Origin of the sequence: Synechococcus sp. LTW-R, from assembly GCF_014217875.1 — a bacterium.
Lineage (GTDB): Bacteria > Cyanobacteriota > Cyanobacteriia > PCC-6307 > Cyanobiaceae > Vulcanococcus.
In genome coordinates this window covers 2,080,703-2,094,904 of the sequence record NZ_CP059060.1, presented here as the reverse complement: position 1 = coordinate 2,094,904, position 14,202 = coordinate 2,080,703, and the positions used below count along the sequence as shown (strand labels likewise).

At 66.9% G+C, this 14,202-nt stretch carries 14 protein-coding genes; 5 read left to right on the top strand and 9 right to left on the bottom strand.

Going from position 1 to position 14,202, the window contains the following annotated elements:
- Positions 1–4: 4 nt before the first annotated feature.
- The 4 genes from ybeY to H0O22_RS11555 are packed head-to-tail and all read left to right on the top strand — an operon-like array spanning position 5 to position 2,425.
- Positions 5–568, top strand: coding sequence for an rRNA maturation RNase YbeY (gene ybeY, locus H0O22_RS11570; RefSeq protein WP_185186790.1), 564 nt, complete (start codon positions 5–7; stop codon positions 566–568).
- Positions 569–604: 36 nt separating this feature from the next.
- On the top strand, positions 605–1,069 hold the full coding sequence (locus H0O22_RS11565) for a diacylglycerol kinase family protein (protein ID WP_185186789.1): 465 nt from the start codon (positions 605–607) through the stop codon (positions 1,067–1,069).
- Positions 1,070–1,092: 23 nt separating this feature from the next.
- Positions 1,093–1,689, top strand: a complete 597-nt coding sequence (locus H0O22_RS11560) for an aminodeoxychorismate/anthranilate synthase component II (RefSeq protein WP_185186788.1) — start codon at positions 1,093–1,095, stop codon at positions 1,687–1,689.
- Positions 1,690–1,714: 25 nt separating this feature from the next.
- Positions 1,715–2,425, top strand: coding sequence for an MBL fold metallo-hydrolase (locus H0O22_RS11555; RefSeq protein ID WP_185186787.1), 711 nt, complete (start codon positions 1,715–1,717; stop codon positions 2,423–2,425).
- Here the strand turns inward: H0O22_RS11555 and H0O22_RS11550 are convergent.
- The 6 genes from H0O22_RS11550 to H0O22_RS11525 all read right to left on the bottom strand — a co-directional run bounded on the left by H0O22_RS11550 (position 2,422) and on the right by H0O22_RS11525 (position 10,265).
- Complete coding sequence (locus tag H0O22_RS11550; RefSeq protein ID WP_185186786.1) at positions 2,422–3,510, bottom strand: histidinol-phosphate transaminase; 1,089 nt, start codon at positions 3,508–3,510, stop codon at positions 2,422–2,424. The two genes, H0O22_RS11555 and H0O22_RS11550, sit on opposite strands and share 4 nt — an antisense overlap.
- On the bottom strand, positions 3,510–5,294 hold the full coding sequence (gene argS / locus H0O22_RS11545) for an arginine--tRNA ligase (protein ID WP_185186785.1): 1,785 nt from the start codon (positions 5,292–5,294) through the stop codon (positions 3,510–3,512). Before argS ends, H0O22_RS11550 begins: the two co-directional genes overlap by 1 nt.
- Before the next feature lie 47 nt (positions 5,295–5,341).
- A complete protein-coding gene (gene nadC, locus H0O22_RS11540; protein WP_185186784.1) occupies positions 5,342–6,196 on the bottom strand; it encodes a carboxylating nicotinate-nucleotide diphosphorylase in 855 nt (284 codons plus the stop codon).
- A 43-nt stretch (positions 6,197–6,239) separates the two neighbouring features.
- Positions 6,240–7,589 carry a tRNA uridine-5-carboxymethylaminomethyl(34) synthesis GTPase MnmE gene (gene mnmE, locus H0O22_RS11535; protein ID WP_185186783.1) on the bottom strand — a complete coding sequence of 450 codons (1,350 nt, stop codon included), beginning with the start codon at positions 7,587–7,589 and terminating at the stop codon, positions 6,240–6,242.
- A 25-nt stretch (positions 7,590–7,614) separates the two neighbouring features.
- Positions 7,615–7,800: a hypothetical protein gene (locus H0O22_RS11530; protein WP_185186782.1), complete on the bottom strand. Its 186-nt coding sequence runs from the start codon at positions 7,798–7,800 to the stop codon at positions 7,615–7,617.
- 107 nt (positions 7,801–7,907) lie between these two features.
- Positions 7,908–10,265, bottom strand: a complete 2,358-nt coding sequence (locus H0O22_RS11525) for a bifunctional (p)ppGpp synthetase/guanosine-3',5'-bis(diphosphate) 3'-pyrophosphohydrolase (RefSeq protein WP_185186781.1) — start codon at positions 10,263–10,265, stop codon at positions 7,908–7,910.
- A 110-nt stretch (positions 10,266–10,375) separates the two neighbouring features.
- On the opposite strand from H0O22_RS11525, the gene H0O22_RS11520 reads away from it, so the two are divergent.
- Positions 10,376–11,998, top strand: a complete 1,623-nt coding sequence (locus tag H0O22_RS11520) for an ABC transporter ATP-binding protein (RefSeq protein WP_185188418.1) — start codon at positions 10,376–10,378, stop codon at positions 11,996–11,998.
- On the opposite strand, the gene H0O22_RS11515 is transcribed toward H0O22_RS11520, so the two are convergent.
- Genes H0O22_RS11515 through H0O22_RS11505 form a run of 3 tightly spaced genes read right to left on the bottom strand, consistent with a single transcriptional unit; the run spans position 11,943 to position 14,190 of the window.
- A complete protein-coding gene (locus H0O22_RS11515; protein ID WP_185186780.1) occupies positions 11,943–12,920 on the bottom strand; it encodes an RluA family pseudouridine synthase in 978 nt (325 codons plus the stop codon). The genes H0O22_RS11520 and H0O22_RS11515 overlap by 56 nt on opposite strands.
- Positions 12,917–13,816 (bottom strand): ribosome biogenesis GTPase YlqF, encoded by a 900-nt coding sequence (ylqF, locus tag H0O22_RS11510; RefSeq protein ID WP_255439310.1) that lies wholly within the window; start codon positions 13,814–13,816, stop codon positions 12,917–12,919. Before ylqF ends, H0O22_RS11515 begins: the two co-directional genes overlap by 4 nt.
- On the bottom strand, positions 13,813–14,190 hold the full coding sequence (locus tag H0O22_RS11505; RefSeq protein WP_185186778.1) for a universal stress protein: 378 nt from the start codon (positions 14,188–14,190) through the stop codon (positions 13,813–13,815). Before H0O22_RS11505 ends, ylqF begins: the two co-directional genes overlap by 4 nt.
- Between the last annotated feature and the right edge of the window lie 12 nt (positions 14,191–14,202).

The window sequence follows — 14,202 nt, the reverse complement described above, 5'->3', positions numbered from 1 at the left end:
GGCGATGACGGCTGAACCGGATCTGGACTTGGCCTTTGAGGCCGCGGAGGATCTCCCGGAGAGCCTGGTCCAGGCCGCCGCTGACCTCTGTGATCCGATCGGCGGCATTGAGCCGTGGCATGGGCTGATCAGCGGCTGGTTAGCCCAACTCAGCGCCGAACTGCCTGAGTCCCTGCAGGCACCGGCCTACAGCCTGGGCCTGAGCCTGGTCTGCGATGAGGAGATCGCGGCCCTCAACAACGATTGGCGCGACAAGGCCGGGCCGACGGACGTGCTGGCCTTCGCCGCCCAAGACGACGGCCTCGACGATGCCCCCGCCATTCCGATGCCGGACTTCGACGTTGAGTACGGACTGCTCGATGCCCTGGAGTTGGGCGACATCGTGATCTCGATCGAAACCGCCGCCCGCCAGGCCCCGGAGCACCAGCACAGCCTGCGGGATGAGCTGCTGTTCCTGGCCACCCATGGCTTGCTCCACCTGCTGGGGTGGGATCACCCCGACGACGCCAGCCTCGAAGCGATGCTGCAGAGGCAGCAGCAGCTTCTCGACGAAACCCAGCAGCGGTAGGGTGCGGCCAAAGGCCTGCGCCCGGCGCCTTTGCCGATGCTCCAACCCCAGGACTCCACCCCGAACGCCAGACCCAGCCTCCAGCAAGCGGCTGAGTCAGGCAGCAAGGTGAGGAGACTCGGGGCCTGGCAGGTGGCCAGCGATCTGCCCGCGAGCTTTCGCTATGCGGCCCAGGGTCTGATCTACGGCTTCCGCAGCCAGCGCAACTTCCGCATCCATGTGGTGACTGGGGTCTGCGTCTTTGGCCTGGGCCTCTGGCTGCAACTGCCCTTGCCGCAACTGGCCGTCCTGGTGCTGACCGTGGCCGCGGTCCTGGTGCTGGAGCTGATCAATACCGCCACCGAAGCCGTGGTGGATCTTGCGATCGGACGGCAGTTCCACCCCCTTGCACGCATCGCGAAGGATTGCGCTGCCGCAGCGGTCTTGGTGGCCGCCCTCAGTTCCTTGGTGATTGCGGCGCTCCTGATCCTCCCCGCCCTCTTGGTCCGTCTGGGCGTTTGAATGGTGCCCTGGCTGCAGGGCTGATGCTTCTCGTTCTCGACAACTACGACAGCTTCACCTTCAACCTGGTGCAGTACCTGGGTGAACTGGCGGCCGACCACCCGATCACCGAGGACCTGCGGGTGGAGCGCAATGACGCCCTCACCCTGGACGAGATCCGGGCGCTGAATCCGGACGCGATCTTGATTTCACCGGGTCCTGGCGATCCGGATCAATCCGGCGTCTGCCTCGAAGTCCTGCGGGAACTGAGCCCGACTGTCCCCACCCTGGGGGTTTGCCTCGGCCATCAATCCATCGCCCAGGTCTATGGCGGCAAGGTGATCCGGGCCAAGGAACTGATGCACGGCAAGACCTCGCCGGTACTCCACGAGGGAGCCGGCGTCTTCGCCGGCCTACCCAACCCACTGACGGCCACCCGCTATCACAGCCTGATCGCCGAGCGCGAGTCCCTGCCGGACTGCTTGGAGATCACGGCCTGGCTCGAGGACGGCACGATCATGGGCCTGCGCCACCGGGAGTTCCCCCACCTGCAGGGGGTGCAATTCCACCCGGAAAGCGTGCTCACCCAGAGCGGCCATCAGCTGCTGGGGAATTTCCTGGCCCAAGCGGCAGCCGGCTAACGTTCGGCCCAACTCCAGCTGCTCCATGGCCCTGCTGATCCGCACCCTGGCTGCCGCAGCCGTCGCTCTTCCTTTGGCGGCCAGCGCCGGCACCGGTGTGACGATCACCAGCTACGGCCACAGCGCCCTGCTGATCCAGGGCGGTGGAGCCAAGGTGCTGATCAACCCGTTCAAGGCGGTGGCCTGCGCAGCGGGACTGGCGGAACCCAAAGTCAACGCCAACGTCATCCTGGCCAGCAGCCTGCTGCTGGATGAAGGAGCCCCTGTGGCCAGCGGCAAGTTTCTGAGCCAACCCGGCTCCTACCGCTTGGCCGGCCTCAAGATCGAAGGCATCTCGGCACCCCATGACCGCTTCGGCGGACGTCAGTTCGGACAAGCCACCCTCTGGCGCTGGAGCCAGGGGGGCCTGACCTTTGCCCACCTGGGGGGCACGGCCGCCAAGCTGAGCCCGGAGGACCGGGTGCTGCTGGGCAAGCCCGATGTGCTGATCGTCGGTGTCGGCGGTGGCGCAAAGGTTTACGACGGCGCGGAAGCCGCGGCGGTGGTGCGCGAGCTGGCACCCAAGCGGGTCATCCCGGTTCAGTACGTGAGCGGCAAGACCCCGGCGAACTGCGACCAAAGCAGCGTTGAACCCTTCCTCGAGGCGATGAAGGGCACCAGCGTCAAACGGGTCGGCCGGGTGCTGAGCCTGCCGGGCCAGCTCGGCGAAGGCACCCAAATCGATGTGATGCGCTAGGCCGGGAGCCCCTCGAGGGCTGCATAGGCCGCCCAGAACTGCTGCATCTGCGCCGTGGTGCCCAGGCTGACCCGCAGTGAGCCATCAATCAATGGCTTTCCGGTCATGGCCCGCACCAAAATCCCGGCCTGACGGAGCCCCTGATCGATCAGCGCCGGATCAGATTTGGGCCAGACCAGCAGATAGTTCCCGCCATCGATGTGGTGGCGAACGCCTGCGGCCTGGAGCATCTCCGCCATCCAGGTTCTGGCCTGGAGAACCTGCTGGACGTAGGCATCGACGTAGGCCTGATCCTTCAGGGCTGCGAAGGCCGCGGTCACCGCAAAACTGTTGATGTCGTAGGGCCCCGTGACCCGGCTGACGCGATCGACCACGGCGGCGTGCCCCAAGGCAAAACCGATGCGTAACCCCGCCAAACCGGCGGTTTTGGCCAGCGAGCGCAGCACCAGCAGATTCGGCGTGGCTGCGAAGTCGGCCCTGGGGAGAACGCTGTCGCCGGTGAAGGCCTCGTAGAGCTCATCCACGACCACCAACGTCGATGGTGCTGCGGCCGCAAGCTCGCGGATGACCTCCGGTGCGAGGCGGGTTCCGGTGGGGTTATTCGGATTGCAGATCAGGAGCAGTCGGGGCTTGAGGACCTGCAGGCGCTCGCGAATCGTCTCCTGCGGAAAGTCAAAGGCCTCCCCCAGATAGGGAACCGCCTCGATCGTCATTCCCTGCATCTGAGCGCAGGGCGTGTAGTAGCCGAAGGTCGGCGATGTGGTGAGCAACGTCTCCCCACGGTCGCCATAGGCGTGAAAGACGGCGTGGATCGCCGCATCGACACCGTTGAACAGGCCGACTTGCTCGGGCTGCAGCGGCAGTCCCAGGTTGGCGATGACCGCTTCCCGCAGCCCGTCGTACTCGGGGTAAATGCCGATCTGATCAGCGGGTATGGCCCGCAGCGCTTCGACAACGCGGGGGCTGGGGCCGACGGTGCTCTCGTTGAAGTCGAGGCGCAGCAACGGCCGGCGTCCCTCCAGGGGAGCGCTATAGGCATGGAGGCTCTCCACTTCAGGGCGAGCCGGTGGCCACGCTTGCTCCATCACATCCGATCCAGCGTTGGGATGCCCAACAGACCCAACCCCAGTTTGAGGGTGTCGGCGGTGAGACGGCAAAGGGCGAGACGGGAGGGCAGTGCGTCTGGCTCAGCCTTGAGCACGGGCACCTGGTCGTAGAAGCGGTTGAACACCTGGGAGAGCTCAAACAAATAGGTGCAGAGACGATTGGGGAGCAGCTCCTCCTCGACCTCGGCGACCACGGCATCGAACTTGAGCAACTCCCGCACCAGGGCCCATTCCTGGGGCTCACTGAACTGGAGCGCCCCCGTCCCGGCCGCATCCAGGTCGCCGCCTTTGCGGGCGATGCCCGCAATGCGCACCACCGCGTAGAGCAAGTAGGGAGCCGTGTTGCCCTGCAGGGCCAGCATCCGGTCAAAGCTGAACTGGTAGTTGGTGATGCGGTTCTGGCTGAGGTCCGCGTACTTCACGGCCGCCAGACCAACCGTGGTGGCGACGTGCTCGATGAAGGCCTCGTCCTCGCTGCGGCCCTCCTCCTCGAGGCGACGACGCAGGTCTGCATCGGAGCGCTCCACGGCCTCATCCAAGAGATCCCGCAGGCGCACCGTGTCCCCGGCGCGGGTTTTCAACTTCTTGCCGTCTTCCCCTTGGACCAGACCAAAGGGCACGTGCTCCAAGCGCGCACCCTCGGGCAGCCAACCGGCCCGGCGGGCCACCTGGAAGACCCCCGCGAAGTGGTTCGCCTGGCCGGCATCGGTCACGTACACCACCCGGCGAGCGCCATCGCCGTCGGGGGCTGAGCCAAAGCGATAACGAATGGCCGCCAAGTCGGTGGTGGCGTAGTTGAAGCCGCCGTCGCTCTTCTGGACGATCACCGGCAAGGGCTTGCCGTCCTTGCCGCTCACCCCCTCGAGAAAGACGCAGCGCGCCCCGTCATCCACCACGAGCAGACCCATGGCCTCCAGGTCGCGGACGACCCCTTCCAGATAGGGGTTGTAGAAGGATTCACCCCGTTCGCTCAGGCGAATGTCGAGGCGGTCGTAGATCTTCTGGAACTCGCGGCGGCTCTGGTCACAGAGCAGCCCCCAGGCTTTCAGGGAGACCGAGTCACCGCCTTGGAGCTTCACCACCTCCTCCCGTGAGGTGGTCTGGAAGGCCTCGTCCTCATCGAAGCGTTTTTTGGCCTCGCGGTAGAAGGCCACCAGATCCCCCAGATCGACCGCATCGGCGGTCTCCAGCGCTTCCGGAGCCACCTGCTTGAGGTGGGTGATCAGCATCCCGAACTGGGTGCCCCAATCCCCCACGTGGTTCAGCCGTAGGACCGGATGGCCGCGGAACTCCAGAACGCGGGCCAGGGAGTCGCCAATGATCGTGGAGCGCAAGTGCCCCACGTGCATCTCCTTGGCGATGTTCGGGCTGGAGAAGTCCACCACCACCGGCGCGGCCTGCTCCACGGCCGGAACGCCGAGGCGAGCATCCCCAAGGCGCTCCTGCACCTCCGCCGCCAAACGCTCGGGCTGGAGCGTGATGTTGATGAAACCGGGGCCCGCAATCTGCGGCTCCAGGCAGAGGGCCATGAAGGCCGCATCGGCCTTGAGCTGCTCCACCACCGCCTCAGCGATCTTGCGGGGGGGCTGGCCCAAGGGCTTGGCCAGGGGCAAGGCGCCATTGGCCTGGAAATCCCCGAATTCCGGCTTACTGGCCGGGGCGAGCTGGGGATCAAAGGCCTGCCCGGCCGCCGCGGCCTCGGGGAAGGCACGTTGCATCGCATCCCGAAGCTGGTTCTCCAGGGAGTGGGCGATGCGGAGCATGGAGATGCGGGGGAGATCTTCAGATCATCCCTCTCCGCGGGAATGGCTCAGCCGGAGAAGCGCATGCTGAGGTCCAGCCAGCTGCTGCGGGTCACCGGGGCGCTCGTGGAAATCAGATCAATCCCCGTCGCCCCATAGGCACGCAGCTGATCCGGCTGCACGCCGGAGGCCTCGAGCACCACCGGCCGGGGACTCAGGGCCCGCAAGCGGGGGACCAGCTCCCGCAGCTCCTCCGGGCTGAACTCATCGAGTAAGACCCCATCGGCTCCCGCCTCAACCGCCGCCTGGGCCTCTGCGGCGGTCTCGGCTTCCACGATCACGCGAGCCGGCCAGGGGGCCGCTGCGCGGACAGCGGCGATCGCCGCGGCCACCCCACCGGCCCAGGCCAGGTGGTTTTCCTTGAGCATCGCCGCATCGTCCAAGCCGAGGCGATGGTTCACGCCACCGCCGCAGCGCACGGCGTACTTCTCCAGCACCCGCAGCCCCGGGGTGGTCTTGCGGGTGTCCGCCAAGCGGACCCCGCTGCCGTCCAATTCGGCCACCAGGCGGGCCGTGGCCGTGGCAATCCCCGAGAGGCGCATCGCCAGGTTCAGGGCAGTGCGCTCGGCCGCCACCAAGGCCGGCGCCTCAGCCTCCAGGTTCACCAGGCGTTGCCCTGGGCTGACCACGTCCCCATCCGCCACCAACAGCTCCACGCTGGCGGTCGGATCCAGCTCGCGAAAGACAACGTCCAACAGGGGGCCACCGCAGAACACCCCAGGGGCCTTGCTGATCCAGTGGGCCCGGCAACGGCCAGAGGCCAAGGCGGGGGCGCTGAGGTCGCCGCGACCCAGGTCCTCCTGCAACCAATCGCGCAGCTGCTGCCGAAGGACTGGCGTCAGGGGAAGCGAGGCGGCGCTCATCTGAATGCAAAGACGCATGGGCAGCTTGCCCGAGCTCCTGGCCCTATTTGCCGATGCAGAAGCGGGAGAAGATCCGATCGAGCACCGCCTCGGTGACCTCCGCACCAGTGATCTCCCCGAGGGAGCGCACCGCCGCCCGCAGATCAATCGTCCAAAAATCCCAGGGCAACTGCTGTCCGCCGGCCTCGAGGGTGCGCTGCAAGCTCGCCGCCGCGGAGACCGCCAGATCCAGCTGCCGTTGATTCAGAGCCACCTGCAGTCCCTGCTCACCGCCGTGGCCGCAGCGCTGCAGCAGGCGATCCACCAACTCCCCATGGCCAGCGCCGGTCAGGGCACTGATGCAGACATCGGCGTGGGCGGGCGCCTGCGCTGCCGCCTGGTCCGCCTTGTTGGCCACCACCAGATGGGGGATGCCTGGCGGGAGGGACTCCAGCAAGGCCTGGTCCTCGGCCAACCAACCCTGGACCAGGTCAAACAAGAGCAGCACCACGTCCGCGGCCTGCAGGGCGCCGCGACTGCGTTCGATGCCGATCTGCTCGACGCGGTCCTCGGTATCGCGGATCCCGGCGGTATCCAGCAGGGTCAGGGGGACACCCTTGAGCACCAACTCGCTCTCCACCAGATCGCGGGTGGTGCCAGGCAGGTCGGTGACGATGGCGCGTTCGCTGCGACTGAGCAGGTTGAGCAGGCTGCTCTTGCCGACATTGGGGCGACCCACGATCGCCACCTTGAGGCCCTCCCGCAGGAGCTGACCGCGCTCACCGTCAGCCACCAGCTCCAACAGCGCGGTGCGCACTGCCTGCAATTCAGCGGCCACCGCCTCGCCATCCAAGGGCGGCAGGTCGTCTTCGAAATCCACCCGCGCCTCGAGCTCCGCCAGCTGATCGAGCAGGCGCAGGCGCAGGGCGCTGATTTGCCGCTCGAGACCACCATCGAGACCCGCCATCGCCAGCTGGGCGGCTCGTCGGCTGCGGGCCGTCACCAACTCACTGATGGCCTCGGCGCGGGTGAGGTCCAGCCGGCCGTTGAGAAAAGCCCGTTGGCTGAATTCACCGGGCAAGGCGCGCCGGGCACCGGCGGCCAGCACCAACTCCAGCACCCACTGCACCGAGATCAGCCCGCCGTGGCAGTGCAGCTCAACGACGGTCTCGCGGGTGAAGCTGCGGGGCGCGCGCATCAAGAGCAGCAGCGCTTCATCCACCCGCTCGCCGCTGCCGGGATCGCGCACATGGCCGTAGAGCACGCGGTGGCTCTCCCAGACCTGCTGGCCGGGCGCCTCAAACAAACGCGCTCCAATGGCTTCGGCCTCGGGCCCGGAGATGCGCACGATCGACACGCTGCCCTCACCGGCGGCGACGGCGGTGGCGACAGCAGCGATCGTGTCGGAGGACATGCCTCCAGTGTCTCGTTTCGCTGCCTCAGCTCGTGCTGAAACCTGGGCAAACCATCAAGTCGATGTGGCCGCCGGGGGGATGGCGCCACTCGCGGAACTCCTCCATCAGGGCCTGATGGGCCAGGGGTTGGCCTTGATCGAGGCTCTCCAGGCGCTCCTGCACCAGGTCCAGAGCGTCATCAATGAGCTGCGCAGCCTGTTCAGAGGTCATGGCAACGAATTGGTCTAGTCCGTTCTTGCTACAGAACCTGGCCAGCAGAAGCTGTAGCCCAGCTGACCAGCCGGGGCGTTGGTGTGTAGACCCAAACGCAGCAGGAGCTAGCCGATACCCGCCCGCGCAATGTCCAGCACATCCGCCATCGAGCGGATCTGATCCATGGTGTTGCGCAACTGATCGGCGCTCTCCAGCTCGACCTTCAGATCAATGCGCGCAGGGCGACCGGGGTTGGTGCGCACCCGGGCATCGCTGACGTTGATGCGGTGATCGGAGAGGCGGGTGAGGATGTCCTTGAGGACTCCCACCCGATCCAGCACCTCGATCCGCAGCTGAACGGGATAACGGCGGCGCTGGGAGGCGCTGAGCTGGGGATTCCACTGCACCGGCAAGCGGCGCTCGGCCGGCACGGAACCGAGGTTGGAGCAGTCCTGCCGGTGAATCGTGATGCCGTGGTTGCCAAGGGCAACCGTGCCGACAATCGCTTCGCCGGGCAGGGCACTGCAGCATCCGCCCAGCCGGTATTCGAGGCCCTCCAGACCCAGGATCGGGCTGGCATCACCGTGACCCGTGAGTGGAGTCGAAGGCCCTGAGGCTTGCTCACTCTGCTGGGAGAGGTTGCGGGCCAGCTCCTCATCGCTGATGGCCGGAGCCTCGGACTCGGTGGCCAGACGCAGCTCTTCCCGCAGGCGGTTCAGGACCTGGTGGAGGGTAACGCCGCCAAAGCCGATCGCCGCCAGCAGGTCTTCGGTGCCAACGAGGTTGCAACGGCGAGCCACCTTTGCCATCGCCTCACCATTGAGAAGAGCATCGAAACCGTCACGGCCCAGCTCGCGCTCGAGCATGTCGGTGCCGCGCTGGATGTTCTCCTCCCGATGGCTCTTCTTGTACCACTGGCGGATGCGGTTACGCGCCGTCGGCGTAGCCACAAAGTTGAGCCAGTCCAGGCTGGGGTGCGCCGTCTTCGAGGTCAGGATCTGAACGAAGTCGCCGTTTTGCAGCGGCGTTGCCAAGGGGCACAGGCGGTCGTTGATGCGGGCGCCCTGGCAGTGGTTGCCCACCTCCGAGTGGATCCGATAGGCGAAGTCCACCGGGGTTGAACCATTGCGGAGGCCCACCACGTCCCCACCGGGGGTGAAGACAAACACCTCTTCATCGAAGAGGTCCTCCTTGATCGAGCGCAGGAAGTCGCCACTGTCCTCGCCGACGCCGTCCTTTTGCCAATCCACCAGCTGCCGCAGCCAGTTGAAGCGCTCGGCATCGGATCCCGTGGCGGCAGGGGAGCCCCCCTCCTTGTATTTCCAGTGGGCGGCGATGCCGAACTCGGCAACCCGATGCATCTCGTCCGTGCGGATCTGCACCTCGATCGGACGATGGCGACCAATCACCGCCGTGTGCAACGACTGGTAGCCATTGGGCTTGGGCAGGCCGATGTAGTCCTTAAAGCGGCCGGGGATCGGGCGGAAGGTGTCATGCACCACCGCCAGGGCGCGATAGCAGCTCTCGACGTTGGGGCAAATGATCCGCAACGCCGCCACGTCGTAGATCTCGTGGAAGGCCTTGCGCTGGCTCTGCATCTTGTTCCAGATGCCATAGAGGTGTTTCGGCCGTCCGCTGACCTCGCACTCCCCCAACCCCACCGAGGACAACTTGCCGCTGAGGATGTCGGCGGTCACGCCGAGGCGCTGCTCCCGGTCACTGCGCTTGCTGGAGACCTGCTGCTGGACATCCCGGAAGGCCTCGGGCTCCAGGATCTTGAAGGCCAGGTCCTCCAACTCCCACTTGAAGCGACCGATGCCCAGACGGTTCGCCAAGGGGCCATAGATCTCACGGGTTTCCCGGGCGATGCGCTGCTGCTTCTCGGGCTTCAGCGCCCCCAAGGTGCGCATGTTGTGGAGGCGATCCGCCAGCTTCACGAGCACCACGCGGATGTCACTGGCCATGGCCAGGAACATGCGGCGCAGGTTTTCGGCCTGGGCCTCGGTCTTGTTGGTGAAGTGAATGCCACCCAACTTGGTGACCCCCTCCACCAAGCCCCGCACCTCGGGGCCGAAGTGCTGCTCGATCTCCTCGGGCGTGACCTCGGTGTCCTCCACCACGTCATGGAGGAAGCCAGCGGCGATCACCCCGGCACTGGCGCCGATGTCCCGCAACAAATCAGCGACGGCGACCGGATGGCAGATGTAGGGCTCACCGCTGGCCCGCACCTGGCCGTCGTGGAGTTGAAAGGCGAAATCGAAGGCGGCGGCCAGCAGCGCTTCGGTGTCGGTGGGGCAACTTTCCCCTGCACCGGGGGGAACGTGCTCGATGCAGGTGTGCAGCCACGCCGGCAGCTCAATGCCGTAGTCCGCGGGGCTGTTGATGACGCGTCTGCCGAGTGCGGCGCCGGGGGCCGGGCAGTCAGCAGCGGCCGCCCCTTTGGAGGCGGATCCGTCTGCCGTACCGGGGACCGCCTGGAGCATTGCGCCCTGCGATTTGCCCCATCGTATGCAGGGGCCCTCACAAACCGACCACAGGTGAGGGTTTGCCCTTGCCACACCTGCCAGCCTGGGGTGAGTGCAGCGCCCTGGCCATGGCCGCCCCAGCCCATCCCGCTGCGGTCCTGGAGCTGCAAGGCCTGCGTGTCCGCTACCCGGGGAGCACGAGCAACACCCTGGATGGCCTCAACCTGCGGCTGCACGCCGGCGAGCGGCTGGCCCTGGTGGGGCCCAGCGGTTGCGGCAAAAGCACCGTCGCGCGAGCCGTGTTGCAACTGCTGCCCCAAGGCAGTCGCTGCCAAGGGAGCCTGCGGCTGAACGGACGTGATCCGAGGGGCCTGCGGCGCTCGGAGCTGCGGCGGCTGCGGGGCGAGGCGGTGGGCCTGGTCTTTCAGGACCCGATGACCCGGCTCAACCCGCTGATGACCATCGGCGAACACCTTGCCGACACCCTCAGCGAGCACCGTCCGGCCTGGCAGCAGGCCCAAATCCGGGAAAGGGCCCAATCCCTGCTGCAGCGGGTCGGGATTTCAGACGAGCGCTACGGCAGCTACCCCCATGAATTCAGCGGCGGGATGCGGCAGCGGCTCGCCATTGCCCTGGCCATGGCCCTGCGTCCGGCCCTGGTGATTGCCGATGAACCCACCACCAGCCTCGATGTGGCCGTGGCCGGGCAAGTCATGCAGGAGCTCTGCGATCTCTGCCAAGAAGCCGGCAGTGCCCTCTTGCTGATCAGCCATGACCTAGCGATGGCCGGGCGCTGGTGCGATCACATCGCCGTCCTCGACCAGGGCCGCCTGGTGGAGCAGGCAGCGGCGACCACGCTGCTCACCCGCCCCCAATCCCCCCTGGCCCAGCGCTTGGTGGGCGCTGCGCGAGCCCGGGAGGGGGGCCTGACACCCGCCCCCTCCAATGCCGCCCCTCTACTGGAGCTGGAGGAACTGCGCTGCTGGCATCCCCTGCCGGGGTTGCCATGGCAGGCCCGTTGGTACCGGGCCGTCGATGGGGTCAGCCTGCAGCTGCGCCATGGGGAAACAATCGGCGTGGTGGGGGCCTCCGGTTGCGGCAAAAGCACCCTCTGCCGCGCCCTGATGGGCCTGACTCCGGTGCGGGGCGGCAGCGTGAAGCTCAAGGGGGTCGATCTGATGCGCCTGCGGGGCGAAGCCCTGCGCCAAGCCCGGCGCCGCATTCAGATGGTGTTCCAGGACCCCCTGGCCTGCTTAAACCCCGCGATGACCGTTGGGGAAGCGATTGCCGATCCGCTCTTGATCCATGGGCTCGCCAGCCCGAGTGCCGCCCGGGAGCAAGCCCGCCAGTGGCTCGAGGCGGTCGGGCTGCAGCCGCCGGAAGCCTTCGAAGCTCGGCTGCCCCGCCAACTCTCCGGCGGTCAGCAGCAACGGGTCGCGATCGCGCGGGCCCTCGTGCTCGAACCGCAGGTGCTGCTCTGCGACGAGAGCGTGAGCATGCTCGATGCCGAGGTGCAAGCGGAAGTGCTGCAACTGCTGCGCTCCCTCCAGGACCGGCTCGGCTTGGGGCTGATCTTTGTCACCCACGACCTCTCCGTGGCCAGCGGCTTCTGTCAGCGGGTCGTGGTGCTCGATGGCGGCCAGATCGTCGAAGAGGGCCCGGGCGATCAGCTGCTCAGCCAGCCTCAGGCCGCGATCACTCGGACGCTGGTGGAGGCGTGTCCACGCCTGCCCGCCGCCGCAGGAGCTTGAGCAGTTTCTCCATCACCTCCGGCAGGGGCGCCTCAAACAGCATCCGGTCCTTGCGGATCGGGTGATCCAGACCGAGCTGGAAGGCATGCAGCGCCTGACCCGGCAGGGCCATGGGCAACTTGCGGCAGCGTGAGTAGACGGGATCACCAACGATCGGGTGGCCGATGTGGGCGCAGTGGACGCGGATCTGGTGGGTGCGACCAGTGTCGAGCTTGAAGCGCATCAAGGCGTAGTCACCCAAGCGCTCCAGCAGGGTCCAGTGGGTGCAGGCATGGCGCCCTGAGCCGTCGTGCACCACCGCGTACTTCTTGCGGTCGGCGGGATGGCGGCCGATGGCCCCCACGATCGTTCCGTTGTCTCCGGCTGGTGCGCCATGGACCACCGCCAGATATTCCCGGGAGGCAATGCGCTTCTGGATCTGCACCTGCAGCTTCACCAACGCCTCCTGGCTTTTGGCCACGACGATGCAGCCGGTGGTGTCCTTGTCGAGGCGATGCACGATCCCCGGACGCATCTCACCGCCGATGCCGGGCAGATCGGGGCAGTGGTGCAGGAGACCGTTGACCAGCGTGCCGTCCTTGTTACCAGGGGCCGGATGCACCGTGAGGCCGGCGGGCTTGTTCAGCACGATCAGGTCCCCGTCCTCATAGAGGACATCCAAGGGAATGTCCTGGGGAATCAGGTAGGGAAGCGGCTCCGGCGGCGGCATCCAGAGCTCCACCGTGTCGTTCTGACGCAGGGGGGTTTTGGCCCGTCCCGTCACCCCGTTGACGCGGACATAGCCGGCGTCGATGAACTTCTGAATCCGGGCCCGGCTCTGCTCCGGGCGCTGGGCCACCAGCCAACGATCCAGGCGCATCGGCAGGGGCTTGGGGTAAGTGAGCGTCAGCAGCTCCCCTTCACCTTCCCCAAACGCACTCACGGCAACTCCAAGGCAATCGGTCCGAGCATGCCCCGCCGGAAGTCATCGAGGAACCGTTGGGCCATCCGAGCGGTGTCGCCACTGGTGTGCCGCTCCGCCGCCCCCGTCAACCAAGCGTGAACATCCGGCTGAGGCGCGCCCTCCCCCGGCAACGGGTCGACGGGAATCCCGTAGCGCCCCTCCAGCAGACCCGGCTTAACGCCGGATTGCTCCTTAGCTTCCAGGGCGGAGAGCATGTGCACAAAGGCCATAGCCGCCGCCTCGCCGTCGTAGGCCGCCTGGCCGATGTCGTCGCACAGCGCGAGCCGCAGGGCAGCGAGCTGGTCATCGAGCCGCGGGGGGAGCACCCCAGGGGCATCCAGCAGGTCGAGGTCTTGGCCGAGGCGGACCCAGCGCAGGCTGCGGGTCACGCCCGCACGGCGGGCGCTGTCCACGACCTTCTGGCGGACCAAACGGTTGATCAGGGCGGACTTGCCCACGTTGGGAAAGCCGAGCATCAAGGCCCGGACCGGCCGGGGACGCATGCCCCGGTTGCGGCGCCGCTCGTTCAGGGAATCCCCCGCCCGAATGGCGGCCTGCTGCAGTTGCTTCACGCCGGTGCCGGCCTTGGCATCACTCCACCAGGGGGTTTGACCCTGGCTGCGAAACCAGGCATCCCAGGCTTCCCGCGCCTGGGTCGGGATCATGTCCCGGCGGTTCAAGACCAACAGGTGCTGCTTGCCTTGGATCCAACGCTGAAGCCGGGGATGGCCGGTGGCGGTGGGGATGCGGGCATCGCGCACCTCAATCACCAAATCCACCTTGGCCAGGTTGTCGGTGAGCGAACGCTCCGCCTTCGCGATGTGGCCTGGGTACCACTGGATCGACGGTGCTGCGCTACTCAGCAGCTCACTCACGGCACCACCATCACGGGGCAAGGGGCCAACTGAATCACACGGGAGGCCGTACTCGGGGCGTCCTCCGCTTCGAGGCTCAGCCCCCGGGTCCCCATCACGATCACGTCGGCATTGATCTCATCGGCCACATCACAGATCACGAAGGCCGGCTTGCCCTCACGCTCCAGCACCTCGCAGCTCACCCCCTGCTCCTGAAAGCGACCGCGGGCCTGCTCCAACAAGGCCGCGACGGCGGCGGGATCGTCCTGACCGGGCTCCACCACCGAAAGCACCACCAAACGGCTGTCGTGCTGCTGGGCCAACTTCAAGGCGAAGGAGGCGGTTTCAGCGGCCTGCCGGCTGCGGTCGATGGGGAAGAGAACGATCTCGAACATGGCCGATTGGCC